Source organism: Mesorhizobium sp. CA4, from assembly GCF_020165075.1.
Taxonomy (GTDB): Bacteria; Pseudomonadota; Alphaproteobacteria; order Rhizobiales; family Rhizobiaceae; genus Mesorhizobium.
Genome location: NZ_JAIUHK010000012.1, coordinates 36,814 through 59,366, shown reverse-complemented (window position 1 = coordinate 59,366; position 22,553 = coordinate 36,814). Strand labels below are relative to the sequence as shown.

24 protein-coding genes are annotated in these 22,553 nt (G+C 65.6%); 10 read left to right on the top strand and 14 right to left on the bottom strand.

All coding sequences use genetic code 11. From position 1 onward, the window contains the following. Positions 1–110: 110 nt before the first annotated feature. The gene (locus tag LB528_RS12395; protein ID WP_224715087.1) at positions 111–1,349 is read left to right on the top strand and encodes an MFS transporter; all 1,239 of its coding nucleotides are present in this window, start codon (positions 111–113) and stop codon (positions 1,347–1,349) included. An 86-nt stretch (positions 1,350–1,435) separates the two neighbouring features. Here the strand turns inward: LB528_RS12395 and LB528_RS12390 are convergent, their stop codons facing one another. The 7 genes from LB528_RS12390 to hemC form a co-directional block, all read right to left on the bottom strand. Continuing rightward, a complete protein-coding gene (locus LB528_RS12390) occupies positions 1,436–1,666 on the bottom strand; it encodes a hypothetical protein (RefSeq protein WP_095769619.1) in 231 nt (76 codons plus the stop codon). A 139-nt stretch (positions 1,667–1,805) separates the two neighbouring features. Next, a complete protein-coding gene (locus LB528_RS12385) occupies positions 1,806–2,522 on the bottom strand; it encodes a glutamine amidotransferase (RefSeq protein ID WP_224715086.1) in 717 nt (238 codons plus the stop codon). 18 nt (positions 2,523–2,540) lie between these two features. Further along, the gene (locus LB528_RS12380) at positions 2,541–3,020 is read right to left on the bottom strand and encodes a TerB family tellurite resistance protein (protein ID WP_224715085.1); all 480 of its coding nucleotides are present in this window, start codon (positions 3,018–3,020) and stop codon (positions 2,541–2,543) included. 45 nt (positions 3,021–3,065) lie between these two features. Further along, positions 3,066–4,643 carry a heme biosynthesis protein HemY gene (locus LB528_RS12375; RefSeq protein ID WP_224715084.1) on the bottom strand — a complete coding sequence of 526 codons (1,578 nt, stop codon included), beginning with the start codon at positions 4,641–4,643 and terminating at the stop codon, positions 3,066–3,068. 9 nt (positions 4,644–4,652) lie between these two features. Continuing rightward, positions 4,653–6,122: a COG4223 family protein gene (locus LB528_RS12370; protein ID WP_224715083.1), complete on the bottom strand. Its 1,470-nt coding sequence runs from the start codon at positions 6,120–6,122 to the stop codon at positions 4,653–4,655. Positions 6,123–6,228: 106 nt separating this feature from the next. After that, positions 6,229–6,942, bottom strand: coding sequence for a uroporphyrinogen-III synthase (locus LB528_RS12365; protein ID WP_224715082.1), 714 nt, complete (start codon positions 6,940–6,942; stop codon positions 6,229–6,231). 1 nt (position 6,943) lies between these two features. Then, positions 6,944–7,867 carry a hydroxymethylbilane synthase gene (gene hemC, locus LB528_RS12360; protein ID WP_224715081.1) on the bottom strand — a complete coding sequence of 308 codons (924 nt, stop codon included), beginning with the start codon at positions 7,865–7,867 and terminating at the stop codon, positions 6,944–6,946. A 227-nt stretch (positions 7,868–8,094) separates the two neighbouring features. On the opposite strand from hemC, the gene tsaD reads away from it, so the two are divergent. The 6 genes from tsaD (at position 8,095) to LB528_RS12330 (ending at position 12,134) form a co-directional block, all read left to right on the top strand. Then, complete coding sequence (gene tsaD / locus LB528_RS12355; RefSeq protein WP_224715160.1) at positions 8,095–9,180, top strand: tRNA (adenosine(37)-N6)-threonylcarbamoyltransferase complex transferase subunit TsaD; 1,086 nt, start codon at positions 8,095–8,097, stop codon at positions 9,178–9,180. Then, entirely contained in the window at positions 9,177–10,178 is a 1,002-nt protein-coding gene (locus LB528_RS12350) for an NAD(P)H-dependent glycerol-3-phosphate dehydrogenase (protein ID WP_224715080.1), read from the top strand. The genes tsaD and LB528_RS12350 overlap by 4 nt, the downstream gene beginning before the upstream one ends. 16 nt (positions 10,179–10,194) lie before the next feature. Next, positions 10,195–10,491: a YciI-like protein gene (locus LB528_RS12345; RefSeq protein ID WP_040996441.1), complete on the top strand. Its 297-nt coding sequence runs from the start codon at positions 10,195–10,197 to the stop codon at positions 10,489–10,491. Positions 10,492–10,580: 89 nt separating this feature from the next. Continuing rightward, on the top strand, positions 10,581–11,006 hold the full coding sequence (locus LB528_RS12340) for an EVE domain-containing protein (RefSeq protein WP_224715079.1): 426 nt from the start codon (positions 10,581–10,583) through the stop codon (positions 11,004–11,006). Then, positions 10,961–11,659, top strand: a complete 699-nt coding sequence (locus tag LB528_RS12335) for a class I SAM-dependent methyltransferase (protein ID WP_224518436.1) — start codon at positions 10,961–10,963, stop codon at positions 11,657–11,659. Before LB528_RS12340 ends, LB528_RS12335 begins: the two co-directional genes overlap by 46 nt. 49 nt (positions 11,660–11,708) lie before the next feature. Continuing rightward, entirely contained in the window at positions 11,709–12,134 is a 426-nt protein-coding gene (locus LB528_RS12330) for a DUF1761 domain-containing protein (protein ID WP_224715078.1), read from the top strand. A 6-nt stretch (positions 12,135–12,140) separates the two neighbouring features. Here the strand turns inward: LB528_RS12330 and gcvA are convergent, their stop codons facing one another. After that, on the bottom strand, positions 12,141–13,061 hold the full coding sequence (gene gcvA / locus LB528_RS12325) for a transcriptional regulator GcvA (RefSeq protein WP_224715077.1): 921 nt from the start codon (positions 13,059–13,061) through the stop codon (positions 12,141–12,143). A 130-nt stretch (positions 13,062–13,191) separates the two neighbouring features. Here gcvA and LB528_RS12320 point away from each other — a divergent pair, with 130 nt between their 5' ends. Beyond that, complete coding sequence (locus LB528_RS12320; protein ID WP_224715076.1) at positions 13,192–13,452, top strand: hypothetical protein; 261 nt, start codon at positions 13,192–13,194, stop codon at positions 13,450–13,452. A 123-nt stretch (positions 13,453–13,575) separates the two neighbouring features. Here the strand turns inward: LB528_RS12320 and LB528_RS12310 are convergent, their stop codons facing one another. After that, complete coding sequence (locus LB528_RS12310) at positions 13,576–14,172, bottom strand: L,D-transpeptidase (protein ID WP_224715158.1); 597 nt, start codon at positions 14,170–14,172, stop codon at positions 13,576–13,578. An 84-nt stretch (positions 14,173–14,256) separates the two neighbouring features. Between LB528_RS12310 and LB528_RS12305 the strand changes: the two genes are divergently transcribed. Continuing rightward, the gene (locus LB528_RS12305) at positions 14,257–14,940 is read left to right on the top strand and encodes a response regulator transcription factor (protein ID WP_112128661.1); all 684 of its coding nucleotides are present in this window, start codon (positions 14,257–14,259) and stop codon (positions 14,938–14,940) included. Between the two features lie 263 nt (positions 14,941–15,203). After that, positions 15,204–15,659, top strand: coding sequence for a Crp/Fnr family transcriptional regulator (locus tag LB528_RS12300; protein WP_224518015.1), 456 nt, complete (start codon positions 15,204–15,206; stop codon positions 15,657–15,659). 34 nt (positions 15,660–15,693) lie between these two features. Here the strand turns inward: LB528_RS12300 and xth are convergent, their stop codons facing one another. From xth to LB528_RS12275, 5 genes are all read right to left on the bottom strand, one after another. Further along, positions 15,694–16,500 (bottom strand): exodeoxyribonuclease III, encoded by an 807-nt coding sequence (gene xth, locus LB528_RS12295; RefSeq protein ID WP_224518016.1) that lies wholly within the window; start codon positions 16,498–16,500, stop codon positions 15,694–15,696. A 282-nt stretch (positions 16,501–16,782) separates the two neighbouring features. Further along, positions 16,783–17,451 (bottom strand): outer membrane lipoprotein carrier protein LolA, encoded by a 669-nt coding sequence (locus tag LB528_RS12290; RefSeq protein ID WP_224518017.1) that lies wholly within the window; start codon positions 17,449–17,451, stop codon positions 16,783–16,785. A 285-nt stretch (positions 17,452–17,736) separates the two neighbouring features. Further along, positions 17,737–20,412, bottom strand: a complete 2,676-nt coding sequence (locus LB528_RS12285; RefSeq protein WP_224715075.1) for a DNA translocase FtsK — start codon at positions 20,410–20,412, stop codon at positions 17,737–17,739. Between the two features lie 208 nt (positions 20,413–20,620). Beyond that, the gene (locus tag LB528_RS12280; protein ID WP_224518019.1) at positions 20,621–20,896 is read right to left on the bottom strand and encodes a hypothetical protein; all 276 of its coding nucleotides are present in this window, start codon (positions 20,894–20,896) and stop codon (positions 20,621–20,623) included. 313 nt (positions 20,897–21,209) lie between these two features. Then, positions 21,210–22,538, bottom strand: coding sequence for an ammonium transporter (locus tag LB528_RS12275; protein WP_411962154.1), 1,329 nt, complete (start codon positions 22,536–22,538; stop codon positions 21,210–21,212). Positions 22,539–22,553: the final 15 nt, after the last annotated feature.

Genomic DNA, 22,553 nt, shown 5'->3' with positions numbered 1-22,553 from the left:
CGGATTTTTTGTGCGCCTGGCAAGACGAACTGGGCTAAAGGGTTGCGGCCGGACCAGCGTCCACCGTGGAAGTGCCCCGCCGGTCATTGTCGCAAAGGGGCCCTCGAACCATGACCGTCGAAGCAACGTCACCAGACCAGCGCTACGCCGCGTTCCGGCATCGCCCGTTCCTCAGCTACTGGACGGCGCGTTTCCTCACCACCTTCGCCACCATGATCGTCTCGGTCGCTGTCGGCTGGCAGGTCTATGATCTGACCCGCGATCCGTTCGACCTCGGCATTGTCGGCATCGTCCAGTTCCTGCCCTCGCTGCTCCTGGTCCTGGTCACCGGCGTCGTCGCCGACCGCTTCGGCCGCCGGCTGATCATGACGCTGGCGACCCTGGTCGAGGCCGGCTGCGCCTTGGCGCTGCTGCTTCTGACGCTGCGCGGCCTGACCAGCCCGCTGCCGATCTTTGCCGTGCTGGTCATGCTCGGCATAGCCCGCGCCTTCTATGGCCCGGCTTCGTCCTCGCTGTTCGCCAATCTCGTGCCGCAGGAGGATTTCGCCAACGCGATAGCCTGGAACTCGTCGGCCTGGCAGACGGCGACCATCGTCGGCCCGGTCGCCGGCGGCCTGCTCTACGGCGTGTCGGCGGAAGTCGCTTACGCCACCGCCGCGGTCCTGATGCTCGCTGCCGGGCTGCTGATCTTCACCATCCCGAAGCCCGCCCAGCAGACGGCCACCGACAAGCCGACGATGCAGACGCTGTTTGCCGGCTTCGGCTATATCTGGAGCGAGAAGATCGTGCTCGGCGCGATCTCGCTCGACCTGTTCGCCGTGCTCCTGTCGGGCGCCTCGGCGCTGCTGCCGGTCTATGCGCGTGACATCCTCCAACTCGGCCCCTGGGGCCTTGGCCTGCTGCGCTCGGCGCCCGGCATCGGCGCCATCTGCGTCGCCGTCTGGCTTGCCGGCCACCCGATCCGCAACCACGCCGGCAAGATCATGCTGGGCTTCGTCGCTTTGTTCGGCGCCTTCACCGTGCTGTTCGGCGTCTCGACCATCACCTGGCTGTCGATCGCGGCACTTGCCCTGCTCGGCGCCACCGACATGTTCAGCGTCTATATCCGCGAGACGCTCATCCAGCTCTGGACGCCGGACGAGGTGCGCGGCCGCGTCAACGCCGTCAACCAGGTCTTCGTCGGGGCCTCGAACGAGGTCGGCGAGTTCCGCGCCGGCACCATGGCGGCGCTGATCGGCACGGTCCCCGCAGTGGTGATCGGCGGCATCGGCGCCATAGCCGTAGCCGGCCTATGGGCCTATCTGTTCCCCGCGCTGCGGCAGGTCCGGCATCTCAACAGCCGGAACTGATCGCGTTCTGGATCCAAGCCGCTGGATCCGACGTCCGGACAAATCACGCTGCGCCGTCGACCGGCGAGGCAGCGTCGCGAGCAGATTTACTCCGAAAAGCTCACGCTCACGCCACGCTGGCGAAAATAGGCCTGCATCAACTTGCGGCCGGCGCGGTTGTTCTGCACCAGCCTGGCCGGATCGAACACCGCCTGCTTCTTCCCCTCTCGTGCCAGCGCCGCCTTGAGTGCCGCGATATGCGCATCGAGGTCGGCATTGTCGGCTCGGAGTGAGGCATAGATATTTTCGGTCGCCTCGGCCAAGGTCAGTTCGCTCACAGGTGTCTTCCTTTGATTGATCGGGCGGCGCCTTAGCACAGATTCGCCGCTCGTCGATACCGGCGAGACTGCCAGTGCACAGCGCCGACTGCGAAGTCGTCTTTGGCTTAAGCTCCGTCTCGGGCAATCGGCCTTCGCCCTACCCCACAGCCGGCTTGCCGAAAATCAACCCCAGAAACTCGCCCAGCCAGCGCTTGAGGTGCATGTCCCAGATCAGCCGGCCGCCGAGATGGTCGCGCCCGGGCTGCGCGCCGGGCAGCTCGAAGCGATGCGCGCCGCGCACGACCCAGCGCTGCATCATCACCCTTGTCAGCTCGCCATGGAACTGGATGCCCCAGGCATTCTCGCCGTAACGAAACGCCTGGTTGGGGTAGGTTTCCGCCGTCGCCAGCAGCGTCGCTTCCTTCGGCAGCGAAAAGCCTTCGCGGTGGAACTGGTAGACCATCTCCGGCCAGTGCAGCAGCTTTTTGCCGGCTTCGGTGGCCTTCAGCGGATACCAGCCGATCTCGACCAGGCCCTCGCCATGGCCCTCGACCTTGCCGCCGAGATGGTTGGCGAGCATCTGCGCCCCGAGGCAGATGCCGAGGAACGGCCGGTTCTCCTTGAGCGGGATTTGCAGCCAGTCCGTCTCGCGGCGGACGAACTCGTCCTCGTCATTGGCGCTCATCGGGCCGCCGAAGATAACCGCGCCGGCATGATCGTCCAGCGTGCACGGCAATTCGTCACCCAATGGCGGCCGGCGGATATCGAGGTCGAAACCTTCTTCCAGGAGCATATGGCCGACGCGGCCGGGACTCGAAGTCTCCTGATGCAGCACGATCAGGATTTTTGGTCTCGGCCTCGGTCTGGGTGGCATGGAAGGCGAAGGATCCTGCTATTCGTCGCTCGATTCGCCCCGCGCGCCGGGCACCTCGGCCGCCGCCTTGCGGCGGGCCTCGATGCGATCACGACGCTCGACGCCGATCAGCTCGGCGACCCGCCAGACGGTGTTGTCCTCGAGCTCGTCAAGCTCGCCATCGGCATAGACGATTTCCCACATCAGGCCGATGAAGGCCTTGCGCGCCTCGGCGTCGAGGTGGCGCTTGAGCACGCTGGTAAAGGCGTAGAGATCGATCGCCTCGTTGTCGGCGCGCTCGCCGGCCGCCGCCAGCGCATCGAGCTCCTCGCCGTGCACCGAATAGGTCTCGGCCAGGATCTGCTTGAACCGTTCCCATTCGACGTCCTGGCGCACGCCGTCGGCGTTCATCACATGATAGAGCAGCGCGGAAGCCGCGACGCGCGGATCGTCGGCGCTCGGCTTGGCCTCGCGCCCAGCCGGCAGATCCCTCAGGAAGGACAATACGCGCTCGAACATCGATGTTTTTTCCCTGCCCACCAGACTCGGTCCCAGAACACAGCCTCAGAACAAACGAAAGCGGCGCTGCGATTTTTCCGCTTCTTCTTCCGGCGTGACGCCAGGGTCATCCGGCAGAGGCGGCAGCTCCGAACCGGGCTCGCCGATTTCAGCCTCACTGTCGGCTTCCGCAACGGCCGCGTCCTTCTCGCCGCCGTTTGACGGCACCGGCGCCGGCTTCTCGGCCGGAGCATCGGCGACGATGTCGATTGCCTTCTCGGCGACAGGCTGGACAGGAGGCGCAGCGGTGATCGCCGGTACGCCGACATCCGCGTCGCTGTCGATCAGCTGGCCGAGCCGCTCCATCGGCGCACGCCATGTGAAGGCGTCGAGCTTGCCGGTGACCGGCGACACCGGCGCCCAGCGCTCGGAGATGACACCGTCCGCCACCCAGGCCGGATCGCGCGGCGCGCGCACCGCCTTGGACAGCAGCTGCCGCACCTTGCCCTGGTCGCCGGTCTCGGCCTCCTCGATATCGGCGAGCAGAAGATAGGCGCCCTCGCGGCGATCCATGCGGATCGCGGCCTCCGCCTCGCGCCGCGCGGTGGCGAAATCCTGCGCGTCGAGCGCCGCGCGCGCCACAGCCATCGCCGACTCGGCATGGTTCTTCTTCAATTCCTGCAGCTTCTTCGCCCGGTTGAGGCGGTCGAGCACGGCGTCTCCCGGCCTGGCATGGGTATAGAGCTCGGCGATGTCGGGATGCGGCTCGGCCTTCCAGGCGGTCTCCAATATCTTGGAGCCCTTGCGCACGTCGTTTTGCCGGATAACCAGATCGGCGGCGATCACCGCGGCCGGCGCGAAATCCGGCGCCAGCTTGTTGGCTTCGAGCGCCGCGGTACGGGCCGCGTTCGGGTCGCTGTCGACCAGCGCCTGCGCCTTGGCGGTGAGCAGCACGGCACGGCGGCGATTGGCGACGTCGCGTTCGATCTGCCTGGTCGATTTCTGCGCCTCGACCAGCTTCAGCGCGCCATCCCAGTCACCGCGTTCGGTGAGTTCCTCCAGCGTCGATTCCGCCGCCCAGGCAAGCTGCGGCGCCACCGCTGCGGCGCGGCCGGCATAGTGGCGCGCGGCATTGCGGTCGCCGAGGCGCTCGGCCTCCAGATAAAGCCCGCGCAGGCCAAGCAGCCGCATCTCGGGATCGTCGAGCATGCGCTCGAATTTCTCGCGCGCGCCTTCATGGTCGCCTTCGAGCAGCGAGGCCTGCGCGTCGAGCAGGTTGATCAGCGGCTCCCGGTCGGAGCTGATCAGCTTGGCGGCCTCTTTGGTCTTCTTGCGCGCCAGCGCGCCGTCGCCGGCGCCGGCCGCGATCATGCCGGTCGACAGCGCCTGATAGCCGCGGTCGCGGCGGCGCACACGGAAATAGCGCGAGATCGTGTAGGGGCTGTTCCACAGCGACTTGATCAGCCACCAGCCGATCATCACCGCGGCAACCACGGCGACGATCGCCACCGCCGCCACCATCAGCGTGACTTGGTACTGGTAGCCGTTGAAGGTGACGATCATCTCGCCCGGACGGTCGGCCAGCCATGCAAAGCCAAGCCCGAGCGCGAAGACGACGGCGAGGAAGACGAGGAGGCGGATCATCTTGTCTCCTTAAGCCTTCGTCGCGCCGGCAATCAGCGCTTCGAGCTGCTTTTCGACCTCGAGCCGCGCCTTCAGTTTGCCGGCAAAGTCGGCGCCGGCTGCCTTTGCCGCGTCCGGCAGCGTGTCATATTCGCTGAGCGCCTTGGCGTAGTCGCCCTGGTTGACCGCCACTTCCATGCGAGCCACGGTTTCCGGCACCCCCTTGCCTTCGACGGCGCCAACCGGCCGCACCTTGACCAGCGATTCAGCGCTCGACACCAGGCTCTGGAAGAAGCCGGCATTCTGGTCGACCGGCTTTGCCGCCTCGATCATGGCGTTGGCGGCGGCATCGGCCTCCGCCGCGATGGTGGCGCGGGTCGGCACGCCCTTTTCGGCATAGGAGCGCAGCGCCGCAAGCTCGGGCGCATTAGGCGCGATCGCCGCGAACGTGTCGAGTTCGGTCGCGAAGGGCGCGCCGCGATCGAGCGCCGACTTCAGCGCCGAGGCGGCGATCGCCAGCGCGATCTTGGGTTGCGAGGCCTGCGCCTCGACCTTGCCGGAAAGCTGCGACACCGATTGCTCCAGCGCAGCGACCCGACCCTCCTCGGCCTTGGCCGCCTCGCCGGTCGATTTCACCAGCGCATCGAGCCCGGCGATCTTCTCGTTGAGCGGGCCGAGATCGACGGGCGCCGCATTGCCCTTCTTCTGCAGTTCGGCGACGGTTGTCTCGATCTGGCCGACCTTGTCGCCGAGCGCCTTGAGCGCGGCGCCGTCGCCGCCCTGGCCGGCCGAGGATTTCAGCGCCGCCACATCGGCCTTGATCTGGTCGAGCGCCGAGGACAGGCCATCGACCTTGGCCGACGCCCCGGTGCCGCCGCTTGCCTTCAACGCCGCGATTTCGCTTTTCAGCGAAGCGATCTCGCCGTTGACGCTATCGAGCGACCCGCCGCCCGATCCCGACGAGCCGACCAAGCCGACCGCTTGCAGTAGGCCGGCGCCGGCAAGCGCGATCACGCCGCCGACGACGCCCGCAGCGATGGCGTTGACGCCGGTTCTGCGTGGGGGCTGCTGCACGCGATCCTCGTCCCGTGTCTCGCTTCGTGTCTCGCTTGGCTTCGATGCCGAGGCGCCGGCGCCCGGCGCGGATGCGTCCTCGAAATTATAATCGAAGCCCTTGGGCTGGCTCGCGTCGGAACCGCCGGGATATGGCGCCTCCGGCTCGTCCTTGCCGACATCGGGCTTATCGGCCGCTGCCTGGGCGACGCCGCTGTGCTCCCAAGGCTCGATATCGGCCTGCTCGGCATGGATCAGCTCTTCCGGCGCCTCCGGCTGCGAAGCGGCGGACGCCTCTTCCGCCTTCGCCTCGTCGGTTTGCGCTGTCTTGGCTTCGGCCTTGGCGGCATCCTCGTCGGTGATTCGCGAGACGGCGCCGGGCTCGAGTTCGATGGTCACCGGCTCGCGCCGGGTCTTCGAATGTCGCATCTTCGGCGTCTTGACCATGCTTGGGCTCCGCAAAATGGCTTGAGGATGGATCAAAGGGGTCCAGAGCGTCAGGATGCTCTAGCACATCACCAAGCGGTGAAAAGGGGCGGTGTGATGACGCGGCTCAGCCGGGCAGCGACAAAAGCGCCAGCAGCGCCTCTTCCTCGGGTTTGGATGCAGTGCGGACCCTGCTACCGGCAACCCCGTCCAGCGGCTCGGCGACACGCGCCGAAAGCGCCAGGAATTCCGTTTTTTCAAAGAGATGGCGCAAGGCCGGCCGCGCAATCAGGCTGGCCAGCGCCAGGCTGGCCTTGGCCGAATAGACCAGCGCGGCGTCGATCGGCTGGCCCGACAGGCGGGCGACCAAATCGGCATCGCCATAGTCGACACCTGTCGTGTCGTAGGTTTCGATCGCCTGGACATGCACGCCCGCCGTCGCCAGCCGCTGCTCGAACACCGGGAAGCGGACGCGGCCGCACAGATAGACGATTGCCTTGCCGGCAAGGCCGCCGGCGATGGCGTCTGCCAGCGCCTCGGCATCGCCCGGACCCTCGGTGACGGCAAAAAATCCCGCCGCGCGGCAGGCTTCGGCCGTCCTTTTGCCGACCGCGTGGCAAGGCAGGCTTGCAAGCGTCGCGACCAGAGTTTTCGGCGCATGCCGGACCGCATTGGCGCTGGTGACGGCGATCGCAATGGCATCGGTGCCGATGGTCGCCTCGACAGGCAATGCGCTAGTCTCGGTCAGCGGCAGCAGGACAGGCTGAAATCCCAGGGCTTCGAGGCGTCGTGCCGTGCGCGACGCGCCCGGCTCCGGCCTCGTCACCAGGACGCGGACCATGTCAGGCCCAGCCGTCGAAGAATGTCGCGCCGGCCCTGGCGCGAACCGTCCGCGCCGCGTCCAGGCCGATCTCCGCCGCGTCCGCCGCCTCGCCTTCCAGCCGGACCTCGTGCGATTCCGTGCCGTCGGGCGAGATGATCAGCCCGTCAAAGGACAGTTTCTCGCCCGACACCGTCGCATGGCCGGCGATCGGCGTGCGGCAGGAGCCGTCGAGCGCGGCGAGGAAGGCGCGCTCGCAGGTGAGCGCCTGGCCGGTCGGCACATCATGGATGGCCGCCAGCATTCTCTCGACGTCGCGATCGTCGATGCGCGTTTCGATGCCGATCGCGCCTTGTCCCGGCGCCGGCGGAAAAACTTCCAGCGGCATCAGGTCGGTGACGACATGTTCGAGCCCGAGCCTCTTCAGCCCGGCATAAGCGAGGATGGTGCCTTCGGCGACGCCTTCCTCCAGCTTGCGCAGCCTGGTCTGCACATTGCCGCGGAACATCACCACGTCGAGGTCCGGCCGCATGCGGCGGATCAGCGCCTGGCGCCGCAGCGACGACGACCCGACTGTGGCGCCAAGCGGCAGGTCGGCGATCCGCTTCACCTTCCTGCCGATGAAGCCGTCGCGCGCATCCTCGCGCGGCAGGAAAGTGACAAGCTCCAAACCATTGGGCAGTACCGTCGGCATGTCCTTCGACGAATGCACGGCGATGTCGATGCGGCCGTCGAGCAGCGCCTCCTCGATCTCCTTGGTGAACAGGCCCTTGCCGCCGGCTTCCGACAGCGGCCGGTCCTGGATGCGGTCGCCGCTGGTCGAGATCGGCACCACCTCGAACGCCTGCTCGGGCAGGCCATGCGCCTGCATCAGCCGCGCCCGCGTCTCATGCGCCTGGGCCAATGCCAGCGGGCTGCCGCGTGTTCCGATTTTCAAAGTTTGCATGGCGCGCGGTCCGTGATAACCCCCGTCCTTGGCCGAGGTTTGTCGAGATGCAGGTCAGGCCGAGCCGAAAGGGTTAGCTTTCGAGAACCGGAGCGGAGCGTACTTAAAGTACGTGAGCACCGGAAGCGCAGAAAGCCGCCACTCGCAGGCCGGCATCACCTGAATATCGGCAGACCTCCTATCGGGGAAAGGCCGGTTGTACAATCTTCGAGGACAGCGACCAATTGATCCGCGTTCTGGGCATTGAGACGAGCTGCGACGAGACGGCGGCCAGCGTGGTGGCGCTGGACGGCGGCGCCGCGCCCGAAATCCTGTCCAACGTGGTGCTCAGCCAGATCGAGGAGCATGCGGCCTTCGGCGGCGTCGTGCCCGAGATTGCCGCGCGCGCCCATGTTGAGGCGCTAGACGGCATCGTCGAGGCGGCGCTCGCCGATTCGGCGGTCTCGCTCGACGAGGTCGACGCCATCGCCGCGACCGCCGGTCCCGGCCTGGTCGGCGGATTGATCGTCGGCCTGATGACCGCCAAGGCAATCGCAGCCGCCGCCAACAAGCCGTTGATCGCCATCAACCACCTCGAAGGCCACGCGCTGACCGCGCGGCTGACCGACGGTCTCGATTTTCCTTATCTGCTTCTGCTCGTCTCCGGCGGCCACACCCAGATCGTCGCGGTGCGCGGCGTCGGCGACTACCAGCGCTGGGCGACGACCATCGACGACGCGCTGGGCGAAGCCTTCGACAAGACCGCCAAGATGCTTGGCCTGCCCTATCCCGGCGGCCCGAATGTCGAGAAGGCGGCCGCTAGCGGCGATGCAAGCCGCTTTGCCTTCCCACGCCCGATGAAGGGCTCGGCGCAGCCCGACTTCTCCTTCTCGGGCCTGAAGACGGCGGTGCGCCAGGCCGCGACGGCGATTGCGCCGCTGAGCGACCAGGACGTCGCCGACATCTGCGCCTCTTTCCAGGCGGCGGTGGCGGACGCGCTGGGCGATCGTGTCGGCCGCGCCCTTGCCCGCTTCCGCCAGGAATTCCCGGACCAGTCCAAGCCGGCGCTGGTTGTTGCCGGCGGCGTCGCCGCCAACCGCACGATCAAGGCGACGCTCGAAGCGCTGTGTTCCGAGGTTGGCTTCGCATTCGTCGCGCCGCCGCAGAAACTCTGCACCGACAATGCGGCGATGATCGCCTGGGCCGGCATCGAGCGGCTGCGCGCCGGCATTGCCGACGAAAACAGCGCCGATTTCGTGCCGCGCTCGCGCTGGCCGCTCGACCGTGTATCCGCACCCCTGGTCGGCTCGGGCCGGCGTGGTGCCAAGGCATGACCAAGAAAAGCACCAGCGGCTGGCGCGTTGCGGTGCTGGGCGGTGGCGCCTGGGGTACGGCGCTGGCGCTGGCCATGTTGCGCGCCGGCCATGATGCCCGTCTCTATGCGCGCGACACTGAGACCGTCGCCGCCATCGGCCGCGGCGAGAACCCGCGCTACCTGCCCGGCATCACGATCGCGCCAGGCATCGCGGCCACCAGCGATATTGCCGCGGCGCTCGACGGCGCCGACTGCGTGCTTACCGTCACGCCGGCGCAGTCGCTGCGCGCCGTTCTGGCCGCTGCCCGCAACCACGTTCCTGCAGGCATGCCGCTGGTGCTCTGCGCCAAGGGCATCGAGCGCGACACCGGCGCGCTTCTCTCGGCGATCGTCGAGGAAAGCCTGCCGGGCAATCCGGTCGCGGCACTTTCCGGCCCAAGCTTCGCCAGCGATGTCGCGCGCGGCTTGCCGACCGCCGTGGTGGTTGCCGCCCGCGATGCGGAATTGGCGGCCGAGCTTGCCGCGCGCTTCTCGGCGGAGAACCTGCGCTGCTATTCGAGCGACGACCTGATCGGCGTCGAGATCGGCGGCGCGCTGAAGAACGTCTTTGCCATCGCCGCCGGCGCCGTCACCGGCGCCGGATTGGGGGCCAGCGCCCAGGCCGCCATGGTGACACGCGGCTTTGTCGAATTGCGCCGCATCGGTGCCGCCTTCGGTGCGAAGCCAGAGACGCTGATGGGGCTTTCGGGCCTCGGCGACCTGCTGCTCACCTGCTCTTCCGCCCAATCGCGCAACTTCGCGTACGGCCTAGCGCTCGGCCAGGGGAAGCCGCTTGCCGGCCTGCCGCTGGCCGAAGGCGTGCCGACGGCTGGCATCGCCGCCCGTATCGCCGCCGAGCGCGGCATCGAGGCGCCGATCATCTCGGCCGTCGCCGCCATTCTAGACGGCAAGGTGACCATCGGCCAGGCCGTGACCGCGCTGATGACACGCCCGCTTAAGACCGAAACCGACATCTGAACCATCGGAGCTGAAAATGCTGTTTGCGTTGATTTGCAAGGACAAGCCCGGCAGCCTACAGCTGCGCGTCGATACGCGGCCGGCGCATGCGGCATTCCTGGAAGGCCTGATCGCCGAAGGCAAGCTTGCCTTTGCGGGTCCCTTCCTTGACGCCGACGGCAAGCCCGACGGCAGCCTGGTGATGATCGAGGCGCCGGACATGGCTGCTGCCCAAGCCCTGGCCGCCGCCGATCCCTACGCCAAGGCCGGCCTGTTCGAAAGCGTTCAGATCCGTCCGTGGAACTGGGTCTTCCAGAAGCCCGCCGGCGCATGATTGGCTGCTCTCGCCGCAGCGACGGCGAGAGAGTAAGCATAGACGGAACGCCGTGCGTGGCGGCGCGACGAAGCGATGGGACAAACGATATGAACTACTGGCTGTTCAAGTCCGAACCCTCGGTCTTTTCCTTCGAGGCGCTGAAGGCCAAAGGCCAGGCCGGCACGCAATGGGACGGCGTGCGCAACTACGCCGCCCGCAACAATATGAAGGCGATGCAGATCGGCGATCTCGGCTTCTTCTACCATTCCAATGAGGGCCTCGACATCGTCGGCATCGCCGAGGTCTGCGCGCTGGCGCATCCCGACACCACGACCGACGATCCGCGCTGGGAATGCGTCGACATCCGCGCCTATAAGGACGTGCCGAAGCCGGTGACGCTGGAACAGGTCAAGGCCAACCCCAAGCTCGCCGATATGGCGCTGGTCCGGCTTGGCCGGCTTTCCGTGCAGCCGGTGACGCCGGCCGAATGGAAAGAGGTCTGCCGCATGGCCGAGCTCAATCCGGCGCCGTGACGAAGCTCACGCCGAAAAGCGCGAAAAAGTTCATCCTCGACAATACGGCGCTGATGGCGCCGCCGCATGTGCCGGAAGTGCTTCTGCACCTCGCCGACGAGGCGCATGACCTGTGGCTGCGCACCGAGGAGGAATTGGCCGAGATCGGCCTGCCGCCGCCTTTCTGGGCCTTTGCCTGGGCCGGCGGCCAGGGCCTCGCCCGCTATCTGCTCGACCACCCGGAGACGATACGCGGCAGGCGCGTGCTGGATTTCGCCTCCGGATCCGGCCTTGTCGCAATCGCCGCGATGAAAGCCGGCGCGAAGCAGGTGATCGCCGCCGACGTCGACCCGTTCTGCGAAACGGCAATCGCCATCAACCTCGAAGCCAACGGCGTTGAAGCGCAATTCCGCGGCACGGATTGCGTCGGCACCGACGACGGCTGGGACGTCGTGCTCGCCGGTGACGTCTTCTACGACAAGGCGTTCGCCGACCGGCTGCTGCCCTGGTTCGCCTCTCTGAAGGCGCGCGGCGCCGAGATCCTCGTCGGCGATCCCGGCCGCGCCTACCTCCCAAGGACCGGGCTCGAATCGCTTGCCGTCTACCAGGTTCCGGTGACGCGCGTGCTGGAGGATGCCGAGGTCAAGCGCACGACGGTCTGGCGCTTTGCTTGACGCGACGTGCGAACAAGCGTTCCATCGCATTTCGATCTGGAGGGGAAACATGGATTTTTCGGTCGTGAACTGGCTGGCGGTGATTGTCGCCGCCGTCGTCGCATGGTTGTTCGGCGCCGCCTGGTACATGAGCCTGAGCAAGCCCTGGCTGAAGGCGGCCAAGCTCGACCCGGCAACCATGAAGCGCTCGGCCGTTCCGTTCATCGTCAGCTTCATCGCCGAGCTGATCATGGCGCTCGTGCTGACGCTGGTGGTGGGCGCCATAACCGGCGGCGAGCCGAACCCGATCGCGGGATTGCTGTTCGGCTTCGTGCTTTGGCTGGGCTTCATCGCCACCACGCTCACCGTCAACCACCGCTATGAAGGCTTCGGCTGGGCCCTCACCCTGATCGATGCCGGCCACTGGCTGGGGGTGATGCTGATCATCGGCGCCATCGTCGGCTGGTTCGGCGCGCCCGCGGCGCCAGCGGGCTAGACTGATTCAGGTCGGCGTTTTCGCCACCTCGTCCAGCAGCCATTCGCGGAAGGCGACGACGCGCGCGTCGTCCTTCGCCGCCTCGGGGTAGACCAGGAAATAGGCGAATTCCGGCGCAACCTTGATGCCGAGCTCGAAGGGCCGCACCAGGCGCCCTTGCGAGAGATCGTTGGCCACCATGGCAAAGTCGGCGAGCGCCACCGCGTTGCCGTCGAGCGCCGCCTGGGTGGCATCGGTCGAGGACCCGAAGACAAGCGTGCGGCTGTCGTCGAAGTCGTCGACGCCGGCCGCGTGCATCCACATGCTCCAATTCGGCCAGGTCACGCCTTGCCGCGACCATTCGATATGCGCGAGCGTGTGGTTGAAAAGGTCGCGCGGCTCCTTCAGCGGCGGACCTGACGCCAGCAGCGCCGGGCTGCACACCGGGATGATGATGTTCTCGAACAGCCGATGCGCGCAGAGCCCCGGATATTTGCCGGCGCCGAAGCGGATGCCGACATCGACATCGTCAAGGTCGAAATCCCGGACATCGTAGGTAATGTCGAAGCGCAGCTCGATGCCCGGCTTTTGCTTGCGGAAGTCGTCGACGCGGCGCATCAGCCATTTCGTCGCGAACTGCGCGTCGAGCGTCACCTTCAGCAGCGCCGTGCCGCGGGTCATCTTGCGGGCGCGGCTGACGGCGCGGTTCAGCAGGTCGAGCGCGTCGACCGAGGCCTCCAGCAGCACATTGCCTGCCTCCGTCAGCCGGATGGTGCGGCTGGTGCGCGTGAACAGCACCAGGTCGAGCTGATCCTCTATTTCCTTGATCTGGTGGCTGACCGCCGCCGGCGTCAGGCCGAGCTCGTCCGCGGCGCGGGTGAAGTTGAGATGCCTGGCAGCAGCCTCGAACGTCCTCAGCGCCCGCGTTCCCGGCAGCAGCTTGGACATGCGATCTCCAAATAAAACTTGATAATCAGAAAAGAACTACTCGTTTCCCGTTTGTTTTTCAATCCGGCATCATGGCTTCATCGAAACACTGTAAAACCGGATTTGATATCCGGAGAATACGGATAGAGCCATGTCTGAGATCGTCCTGAAGCCCTGCACCACCCTGGAATCCCGTTCCGGCGTCACGCTTTGGCTGCGTTCAGCACGCGATTGGCTGCGCCAGGCCGGCGTCGCCGTCTGGCTGCCGCACGAGTCGGTCGAAGACCTTTCCGACGGCCAGCTGCGCGACATCGGCGCCGGACGCCGGGACGTCGCGAAGACGATGGACAGGGAGCTCCGCGAGATCGGGCTGCTCGGCACGGGTTGGCAGAAACCGGGAAAGAGGCAGTAGGGATTAGGCGATAGGCAATAGGGAAGGAGACCCCTACTGCCCTACTGCCTACTGCCTACTGCCCTACTGCCTACTGCCTACTGCCCTACTGCCCTACTGCCCTACTGCCCTACTGCCTACTGCCTAACGCACCACCCTCACCACCGTCCTATCCGACAGCAACGGAAGCAGCCTTGCCATGGTCCGCGCCGTCACCGCCACGCAGCCTTGCGTCGGCGTGAAGCCCGGCCGTGCCAGATGGAAGAAGATAGCGCTCCCGCGCCCGCGCCGGCGCGGCGCGATGTTCCAGTCGAGCACCAGGCAGACATCGTAGAGCCGGTCGTCGCGCTTCATCCGCTCATGGCTCGCGCCATAGGGGATCTTCACCGGACGGTTGTAGTTGCGGTCGTCCGGCACCTCGCACCAGCCGAGATCCGGGCCGATCGGCGCCATCGGCAGCCTCGTCCTGCGCCCGCCCGCAAAGTTATCGCCCCGGAAATAGCCCGACAGGATGCGCATCGACGCCAGCGGCGTCGCGCCGTCCCCTTCATGCTTGTTGGCGGAGATGCCGCCGCGCCCCAAGGCGCAGGGAAACACCGTTTTGCCGGCTTGGAGGAAACCTTGCGCGGGGTTGCCGGGGCGCGCGCGCACCACCAAAACGCTCAAGCCTTTCGGCAAAAATGCGCCCGCCGCATTGCGCGCACGTTTTTTCTTGTATGATTGGGTCACGGAACAAATCACTGTGATCGGCTGTTGCGCCGGTGAGCTTCCGCATAAATGGGGGGAGGTCAACTGAATATTCTTTTTAAAACAACGGATTGATCCATGACATCACGCACCATCCTGATCGTCGATGACGACGATGACTTGCGCGCCACCCTGGTTGAGCAGCTGGCGCTCTACGAAGAATTCGACGTCCAGCAGGAATCGACCGCCGCAAAAGGCGTTGCCGCGGCGCGCAGCGGCGTCGTCGACCTGCTCATCATGGATGTCGGCCTGCCCGATATGGATGGCCGCGAGGCGGTGAAGATCCTGCGCAAGGGCGGCTACAAGGCGCCGATCATCATGCTGACCGGCCACGACACCGATTCCGACACGATCCTGGGTCTCGAGGCAGGCGCCAATGATTATGTGACCAAACCTTTCCGTTTCGCCGTGCTGCTCGCGCGCATCCGCGCCCAGCTTCGCCAGCACGAGCAGAGCGAGGACGCGACCTTCTCGGTCGGCCCCTACACGTTCAAGCCCAGCCAGAAGCTGCTGATTGATCCGCGCGGCGCCAAGGTGCGGCTGACAGAGAAGGAAGCCTCGATCATCAAATACCTCTACCGCGCCGATCAGAAGGTGGTGACGCGCGATGTGCTGTTGGAAGAGGTCTGGGGCTACAATTCCGGCGTCACCACGCACACGCTGGAGACCCATGTCTACCGGTTGCGCCAGAAGATCGAGCGCGATCCTTCCAATGCCGAAATTCTTGTGACAGAAAGCGGCGGCTACAAGCTGGTTCCTTAAGCATTTCATGATCTAGAGCAATTCCAGAAAAAGTGTGAAACGGTTGGGCTTGGCGGCTTCGCCGTAGCCTTCCGTCCGGAATTGAGCCAAAGAGATAGAGCGGTCGGGCGGGACCGCTTCGGGTACGATCCTGGTGCTGGAGGGTGATGGATCGGCTCGTTGCACGCATCGCACGATGCACGGTGGAGCGTTTTCTCGCGAGCCCAGGAGGGCGCGCCGCTCCAAAGGAGGGACTGGACTGACCGCTCGGGGACACAGCTAGGATGGCGCTGGATGACGACATCCGCATCCTGTCCGGCGTGAAGCTTTTCCAGGGCTTCACGCAGGAACAGTTGCGCCTGCTCGCCTTCGGCGCCGAGACCACCGTGCTCCAGGCCGACCATAAGCTCTACCGCGAGGACGACGTCGCCGACTCCGCCTATATCGTGGTCAGCGGTTTGATCACGCTCTATCGGGAGCTAGGCGGCAAACGCGTGCCGATCGGTACGGCAGGCCCGGGCACCATGCTGAGCGAATTGGCGCTGATCGCCGATACCAACCGGCTGACCAGTGCCTCGGCCGCCGTCGACTCGGAAGTGATCCGATTGAGCCGCAAGATGTTCCACCGAATCCTGGAAGAATATCCGGAGATCGCGATGCTGTTGCATGAACGCATCCTAGAGGAATTCCAGCAGATGATCGCCCGCATCGAGGAACTGGCGCCGCGGTTTTCGGAATAGAAGCGCCGTAGGACCCTCTGCCGATTGAGGGCGCTCAATCCAATTCAAATTTCGCAATCACCGGCACATGGTCCGACGGCTTCTCCCAGCCGCGCGCCGCCTGCAGGATCTCGTAGCCGGCAAAGCTCGGCACCAGATTGGGGGACGACCAGATATGGTCGAGGCGGCGGCCGCGGTTCGACGCCTGCCAATCTTTCGCGCGGTAGCTCCACCAGGTGTAGAGTTTCTGCTCGACCGGCACGTTGAGCCGCATCAGGTCGACCCAGCCGCCGGCCTTGCGCATCGCCTCGAAATTTGTCGTCTCGACCGGCGTGTGGCTGACGACGTTGAGCAACTGCTTGTGCGACCAGACGTCGTGCTCCTGCGGCGCGATGTTGAGGTCGCCGACCAGGATCGAGGCAGACGATTCGTCCCCAGTCGCCGGTACCGAGTTCATCTCATAGACGAAATCGAGCTTGTGGCGGAATTTGCGGTTGATCTCCGGATCCGGCTCGTCGCCGCCGGCCGGCACGTAGAAATTATGCACCAGCACCGACTTGCCGCCCGCCTGCACCCTGACCGACAGATGCCGGCTGTCGTCGATCTCACAGAACCGCCGCTTCTCGACCAGCTCGATCGGGCGGCGCGCGACGGTGGCGACGCCGTGATAGCCCTTCTGGCCGTGGAACAGGATGTGCTCGTAGCCCGCCTTGCGGAACGCTTTTTCCGGGAAGAGCTCGTCGGGGACCTTGGTTTCCTGCAGGCACAGCACGTCGGGCGCGTGCTCCTTCAACAGCCGCTCGACGATCGGCATGCGCAGGCGCACGGAGTTGATGTTCCAGGTGGCGATTGTGAAGGGCATTCAGGCGGGTCCGGCAAGAGATCACCGATCTAGTGCCAGCCGCGCGCGGTAAAGACAAGCTCGGCGGCAATCTTCGAGGTCAACGCTGCCTCTCATTGCCCTGCCGGGCAGGCTCCCCCGCAAAACGGGCAGAAAGAAGCGGTTTCAACGTCGGCGATTGGCGAAAGCGGTGACGACGACTGGGGTCCCTTCTCCCCGTTTTACGCCGTTTAAGGGGAGAAGATGGCGGCAGCCAGATGAGAGGCGGCGCCAGCGTGACGGGAAGACTCCAACGGCGCCGCCCTACCGCGTCTTCGTATTCAGCTCTCTGTTCGCCGTGTAGTCGATCGCGAAAGTGTCGGCCGGGAAGCTGCCGCCTTCCTTGACATTGAAGATCATCACCGTCGTGTCTTTCCCTTGAGCGTCGGTGATCGTCCACTGGCGCAGCTCGTAGGTCTTCGGATCGAACATCATGGTGATCGTCGCATTGCCGAAGACCGACTTGTCGGAAAGCTTGATGGTGGTGAGGTCGTCCTCTTCCTTGACGGCCTTGACGCGCCCGCCGGAGAGATCGATCCGGTCGTCGAGCAAAAGCTTCAGTGGCGTCTTCGACAGCGGGTAGAGGTCGGAGGTGTTGAGCTTCTTGTTCAGGATCACTACCGACTTGCCGTCGGAGATGACGCGGAAGTTCGAGGAGCCGTCATAGTTGAAGCGGATCTTGCCCGGACGCTCGAGGAAGAACTTGCCGCCGGTCTGCTCGCCTTTCGGCCCGAATTGGACGAACTCGCCGCTCATCGACTTCACCGAGGAGAAATGGTCGGCGATCTTCTGTGCCGCCGGCGGCACGGCGGCCTGCGCGGCGGCCACGAGCTGATAGCCCGGCACGAGGTTGAGAGCGGCGGCTCCGCCAAGCATCAGGCCGAGGCCAAGGACCTGGCGGCGGGTGAGGGCGAATTCGATCTGGGTCTTCATGCCGGTCACTTCCTGTGATTCGTGTCGCTGCTGCTTCTGGACCCCCACTAGGGCCTAAGTTTGGCGGGTAGACGAGAGCTCGCATTGAACGCGCCAGACGATTTCCGGTTGCCTGCTGACCTGGATCGGTGTCTCGCCGCGGTAGGGTTTGTCGAGATTCAGGTCAGGCCGAGTCGAAAATGGTGGGTTCCGAGAACCGGAGCGGAGCGTACTTTTCGTACGTGAGCACCGGAAGCGCAGGAAGCCGGCATTTGCAGGCCGGCCTCACCTGAATATCGATAAGCCCTAGAATTTGTCCTCTTCCGTCGGCACCAGAATCTCGCGTTTGCCGGCGTGGTTGGCCGGGCCGACAATGCCTTCCTTCTCCATCTTCTCGATGATCGAGGCGGCGCGGTTATAGCCGATGCCGAGCCGGCGCTGGATGTAGCTGGTCGAGGCCTTGCCGTCGCGCAGCACCACCGCCACCGCCTGGTCGTAGGGATCGTCAGAATCCTCGAAATTGCCGCCGCCACCGCCGCCGGAACCGCCCTTGCCCGACGGGCCGTCCTCGTCCTCTTCCTCGTCGTCCTCGGTGATGGCGTCGAGATATTCCGGCACGCCCTGCAGCTTCAGATGCCCGACGACCTTCTCGACCTCGTCGTCCGATACGAACGGGCCGTGCACGCGCTGGATGCGGCCGCCGCCTGCCATGTAGAGCATGTCGCCCATGCCGAGCAGCTGCTCGGCGCCCTGCTCGCCAAGGATGGTGCGGCTGTCGATCTTCGACGTCACCTGGAAGGAGATGCGGGTCGGGAAATTGGCCTTGATGGTGCCGGTGATGACGTCGACCGACGGGCGCTGCGTCGCCATGATGACATGGATGCCGGCGGCGCGCGCCATCTGCGCCAGGCGCTGCACCGCCCCTTCGATGTCCTTGCCGGCCACCATCATCAGGTCGGCCATCTCGTCGATGATGACCACGATATAGGGCATCGGCTCGAGATCGAGATCCTCGGTCTCGTAGATCGCCTCGCCGGTCTGGCGGTCGAAGCCGGTCTGCACCGTGCGCGAGATCTTTTCGCCCTTCTTCTCCGCCTGCTGAACGCGCGCGTTGAAGCCGTCAATGTTGCGCACGCCGACCTTGGACATCTTGCGGTAGCGGTCTTCCATCTCGCGCACGGTCCATTTCAGCGCGACGACCGCCTTCTTGGGATCGGTGACCACCGGCGTCAGAAGATGCGGGATGCCGTCATAGACCGAGAGTTCGAGCATCTTCGGATCGATCATGATCAGCCGGCATTCCTGCGGCGTCAGCCGGTAGAGCAGGGACAGGATCATGGTGTTGATGGCGACCGATTTGCCCGAGCCGGTGGTGCCGGCGACCAGCACGTGCGGCATCTTGGCGATGTCGACGATGACGGCCTCGCCATTGATCGTCTTGCCGAGCGCCAGCGCCAGCTTCGCCTTGGTCGTCTCGAAATCGCGGCTGGCCATGATCTCCCTTAGATAGACCGTCTCGCGCTTGGCGTTGGGCAGTTCGATGCCGATGGCGTTGCGTCCCGGCACGACGGCGACGCGGCAGGCGATCGCGCTCATCGAGCGGGCGATATCGTCGGAAAGCCCGATGACGCGCGAGGATTTGATGCCGGGCGCGGGCTCCAGCTCGTAGAGCGTCACGACCGGGCCTGGCCGGACATGGATGATCTCGCCCTTGACGCCGAAATCCTCCAGCACGCCTTCGAGCAGCCGTGCGTTCTGCTCCAGCGCGTCCTTCGACAGGCTTGGATCCTTGGCGATGTTCTTCGGCTCGGACAGGAAATGCAGCGACGGCATCTCGAATGTGTCGGAGCCGATCAGCGAGGTCTGCGCCTCGCGCTGGACGCGGGCGCCCGGCACCGGTCGCGCCGCCGGCGCCTCGACGCGGGTCGCGGCATCCGAGCGGAAGTTCCGCACCTTGGCCGGCGCGCCGCGGCGCTGGACAGGCGCCTCGTCGTCGAAATCGTCGAGATCGACGTTCTCGCCCTGTTCGTCGTCGAATATATCCTGGTCGGCCGGATCGACCGACGCGCTGCGGTCATTGACCATGGCGGCGAAGAATTCCGGCTCGACGCGGGCGCGGCCGCCCGGGCTCATCCTACTTTCGGCGAACTCGGCCGATTCCACCCGCTCTGCAGCGCGCCGCCAGGCGCTGGCCTTGGGCTCCATCGGCGGCTCGAACTCGTCGCGCTCGCGCCTGCGCCGCTCGGCGCGGCGGTGCAGGAAGGCGCGGAACGACAGCCACCAATGGGTGACGGCGCCGAGCGCGAGTATCCCCTCGTCGCCTTCGTCCTCATCCTCGTCGAACAGCATCTCGTCCTGCTCGCGCGGATCGGGTTGGGCGGCGCGCTCCATGACGGCAAAGCCGTTCCTGCGTGCGATCAGCGCCGAACCGTAGGCGAACAGCCACAAGGTGGGCGCGGCGAGGATGACCGCTATGATCGTCGCGAAAAGGCCTTTCGGATAACCGCCGACCGCGATGCCCGGGATCTTCAGCACCATGTCGCCGAAGACGCCGCCGAGGCCGGTCGGCAGCGGCCAGGTGTTGGGCGGCGTCACGCAGCCGGCGATGGCCGCGGCAAGCAATGCGAAACCGAACCAGGCGAAGCCGCGCTTCGGCAATTTGTCGACGCCGCGCGCGGAAAACAGAAGAAAGCCCCAGATCACCGCCGGCACCAGCCCTGCGACGGCGGCGAGGCCGAAGAACTGCATGGCAAGGTCGGAGAACACCGCGCCGGCATAGCCCATGGCGTTGGTGACGACGTTGCTGGTGGCGTGCGAGAAGCTCGGATCGGCGACGTTCCATGTGGCCAACGCGGCGATGCCGAAAGCAGTGAACAGGAACAGCCCGGCGCCGACCAGCCGCCCGACCTGCCGCCGCGCGAAAGCCTGGATGCCGTGCCCCGTATCGGTCAGCGCGAGCGGTGCTGAGGCGCCTGAACGCATGCTCTTCCCCGTAATCGTTGCCTGGCCGGGCGCATGGCGCATTCCGGCAGATTCGAACGTCAGACTATCGGGGGGAAGGTTAAGGCCGCATTAACCATGGCCCTTTACCGGGGTTGGTCGCCGACAAAGATGGCAGGCCTCGCGGCCCGCCACCCTTTGCCTGAACGGCTAAGCGATCGGGCCCGTCAGGACCCGACCCATCCGGTGATCACTTGTGGCCCGCATACATGTTCAGGTTTGCGCAGAATTCGGCGTGAGGCTTGCTCATCGCCGCGTCCTGGCACTCCTTCATCATCATGTCCTGCTTGTCCTTCGGCGTCGAAGCCCAGGCCGCCTTGAAGCCGGCTTCCGGCTTCATGGTCTTCATGCTGGAATCGGTGAAGAACGGGGCCATGTTGGACGGCTCATCGAGAGCACCGGCGAGTGCAACGCCGCTGATCATCGAAAGAGCCATTGCTCCCAGGACAATGTTCTTGATGTTCATCAGGTGGTTTCCTTCCCTATTGTTTTGACGGACGCCATGATGACGCTCGCTATCCCAATACGGAATCTGCCGGGCCGATGTTTCATGCCGACGGATCAAGTGAATGTGATCGAAATGGCTTGGATGGCCGCCTGGCAAAAAAGGAGGCCCGGAAGGGTGTTCCGGACCTCAAGGCGTGAGCCCTTTTCGAGAGCGTCACGACGGGATCTTGGGAGGAATTCCGGGCCGGCGGGAGGAGGATCCGCCGGCCCTCGGCGCAATCCCAAACGGTTTCCCGTCCAAAATTGCGCCAAAGCAAAGAGCGGAGCCGGCCTTACGGCACCACTTCGCCATGCTGGGTGACGTCGAGACCTTCGACCTCTTCCTGGGTCGACGGACGCAGGCCGACCAGCGCCTTGACGATATAGAGGATCACGAAGGTGGCGATCGCCGTCCACAGGATGGTGAAGGCAATGCCGTAGAGCTGCTTGGCGACCGAGGCGTCCTTGCCCAGCGCGTTGATCGCCGGATCGGCGAGCGCGCCGGTGAGCAGCGCGCCGACGATGCCGCCGACGCCGTGGACGCCGAAGGCGTCGAGCGAGTCGTCATAGCCGAACGCATGCTTGAGCTTGACCGCCGACAGGTAGCAGACCACGCCGGCGATGATGCCGACGATGAAGGCGCCGGTCGGGTTGACGAAGCCGGAAGCCGGTGTCACCGCGACGAGGCCGGCGACGGCGCCCGAGATGATGCCGAGCACCGAAGGCTTCTTGGCGACGATCCATTCGGCGAACATCCAGGCCAGCGCCGCGGCGGCGGTGGCGACCTGCGTGTTCATCATGGCCGCGCCCGCAAGCCCGTCGGCCGCCAGTTCCGAACCGGCGTTGAAGCCGAACCAGCCGACCCACAGCAGCGAGGCGCCGATCACCGAATAGACCAAGTTGTGCGGCGCCATGTTGGTGGTGCCGTAGCCTTCGCGCTTGCCGAGAACCAGCGCGCAGACCAGGCCGGCGACACCCGCGTTGATGTGGACGACCGTGCCGCCTGCGAAGTCGAGCACGCCGGCCGAGCCGAGGAAGCCGCCGCCCCACACCCAATGCGCGATCGGCGCATAGACGAAGACCAGCCACAGGCCCATGAAGATCAACAGGGCGGAGAACTTCATGCGCTCGGCGAAGGCGCCGGCGATCAGCGCCGGCGTGATGATGGCGAAGGTCATCTGGAACATCGAGAAGACGAATTCAGGAATGTTCGCCACGCCCGGCGCCCACAGCGTCGAGACGGTGATGCCGTGATGGAAGAATTTCGAGAAGCCGCCGAGATAAGCGTTCGTGGCGCCGCCGTCGGAGAAGGCGAGCGAATAGCCGAACATGAACCACAGCACCGTCACCAGGCAGGTGATGGCGAAGCTCTGCATGATGGTGGCGAGCACGTTCTTCTTGCGCACCATGCCGCCGTAGAACAGCGCCAGGCCCGGGATGGTCATCATCAACACCAGCGCCGTCGAGGTCAGCATCCAGGCGGTGTTGCCGGTGTCGAGCGCGGGCGCCGGCGCGGCGGGCGCCGCGGCGGTGGCTGCCGGGGCGGCCTCCTGCGCGATGGCGGCGACGGTGCTCATGGCCACGAGCGCGAGCGAAGCGGCCGCGCGTCCCGTCGTCTTCAAGGTGGAAGGAATATT

What these genes read in the sequence shown, in the direction of transcription:
- LB528_RS12395 (WP_224715087.1), top strand. Translation starts at nt 111, where the DNA reads ATGACCGTCGAAGCAACGTCACCAGACCAGCGCTACGCCGCGTTCCGG.
- LB528_RS12385 (WP_224715086.1), bottom strand. Translation starts at nt 2,522, where the DNA reads ATGCCACCCAGACCGAGGCCGAGACCAAAAATCCTGATCGTGCTGCAT.
- LB528_RS12380 (WP_224715085.1), bottom strand. Translation starts at nt 3,020, where the DNA reads ATGTTCGAGCGCGTATTGTCCTTCCTGAGGGATCTGCCGGCTGGGCGC.
- LB528_RS12375 (WP_224715084.1), bottom strand. Translation starts at nt 4,643, where the DNA reads ATGATCCGCCTCCTCGTCTTCCTCGCCGTCGTCTTCGCGCTCGGGCTT.
- LB528_RS12370 (WP_224715083.1), bottom strand. Translation starts at nt 6,122, where the DNA reads ATGGTCAAGACGCCGAAGATGCGACATTCGAAGACCCGGCGCGAGCCG.
- LB528_RS12365 (WP_224715082.1), bottom strand. Translation starts at nt 6,942, where the DNA reads ATGGTCCGCGTCCTGGTGACGAGGCCGGAGCCGGGCGCGTCGCGCACG.
- hemC (WP_224715081.1), bottom strand. Translation starts at nt 7,867, where the DNA reads ATGCAAACTTTGAAAATCGGAACACGCGGCAGCCCGCTGGCATTGGCC.
- LB528_RS12350 (WP_224715080.1), top strand. Translation starts at nt 9,177, where the DNA reads ATGACCAAGAAAAGCACCAGCGGCTGGCGCGTTGCGGTGCTGGGCGGT.
- LB528_RS12345 (WP_040996441.1), top strand. Translation starts at nt 10,195, where the DNA reads ATGCTGTTTGCGTTGATTTGCAAGGACAAGCCCGGCAGCCTACAGCTG.
- LB528_RS12340 (WP_224715079.1), top strand. Translation starts at nt 10,581, where the DNA reads ATGAACTACTGGCTGTTCAAGTCCGAACCCTCGGTCTTTTCCTTCGAG.
- LB528_RS12335 (WP_224518436.1), top strand. Translation starts at nt 10,961, where the DNA reads ATGGAAAGAGGTCTGCCGCATGGCCGAGCTCAATCCGGCGCCGTGACG.
- LB528_RS12330 (WP_224715078.1), top strand. Translation starts at nt 11,709, where the DNA reads ATGGATTTTTCGGTCGTGAACTGGCTGGCGGTGATTGTCGCCGCCGTC.
- gcvA (WP_224715077.1), bottom strand. Translation starts at nt 13,061, where the DNA reads ATGTCCAAGCTGCTGCCGGGAACGCGGGCGCTGAGGACGTTCGAGGCT.
- LB528_RS12320 (WP_224715076.1), top strand. Translation starts at nt 13,192, where the DNA reads ATGTCTGAGATCGTCCTGAAGCCCTGCACCACCCTGGAATCCCGTTCC.
- LB528_RS12305 (WP_112128661.1), top strand. Translation starts at nt 14,257, where the DNA reads ATGACATCACGCACCATCCTGATCGTCGATGACGACGATGACTTGCGC.
- LB528_RS12300 (WP_224518015.1), top strand. Translation starts at nt 15,204, where the DNA reads ATGGCGCTGGATGACGACATCCGCATCCTGTCCGGCGTGAAGCTTTTC.
- xth (WP_224518016.1), bottom strand. Translation starts at nt 16,500, where the DNA reads ATGCCCTTCACAATCGCCACCTGGAACATCAACTCCGTGCGCCTGCGC.
- LB528_RS12290 (WP_224518017.1), bottom strand. Translation starts at nt 17,451, where the DNA reads ATGAAGACCCAGATCGAATTCGCCCTCACCCGCCGCCAGGTCCTTGGC.
- LB528_RS12285 (WP_224715075.1), bottom strand. Translation starts at nt 20,412, where the DNA reads ATGCGTTCAGGCGCCTCAGCACCGCTCGCGCTGACCGATACGGGGCAC.
- LB528_RS12280 (WP_224518019.1), bottom strand. Translation starts at nt 20,896, where the DNA reads ATGAACATCAAGAACATTGTCCTGGGAGCAATGGCTCTTTCGATGATC.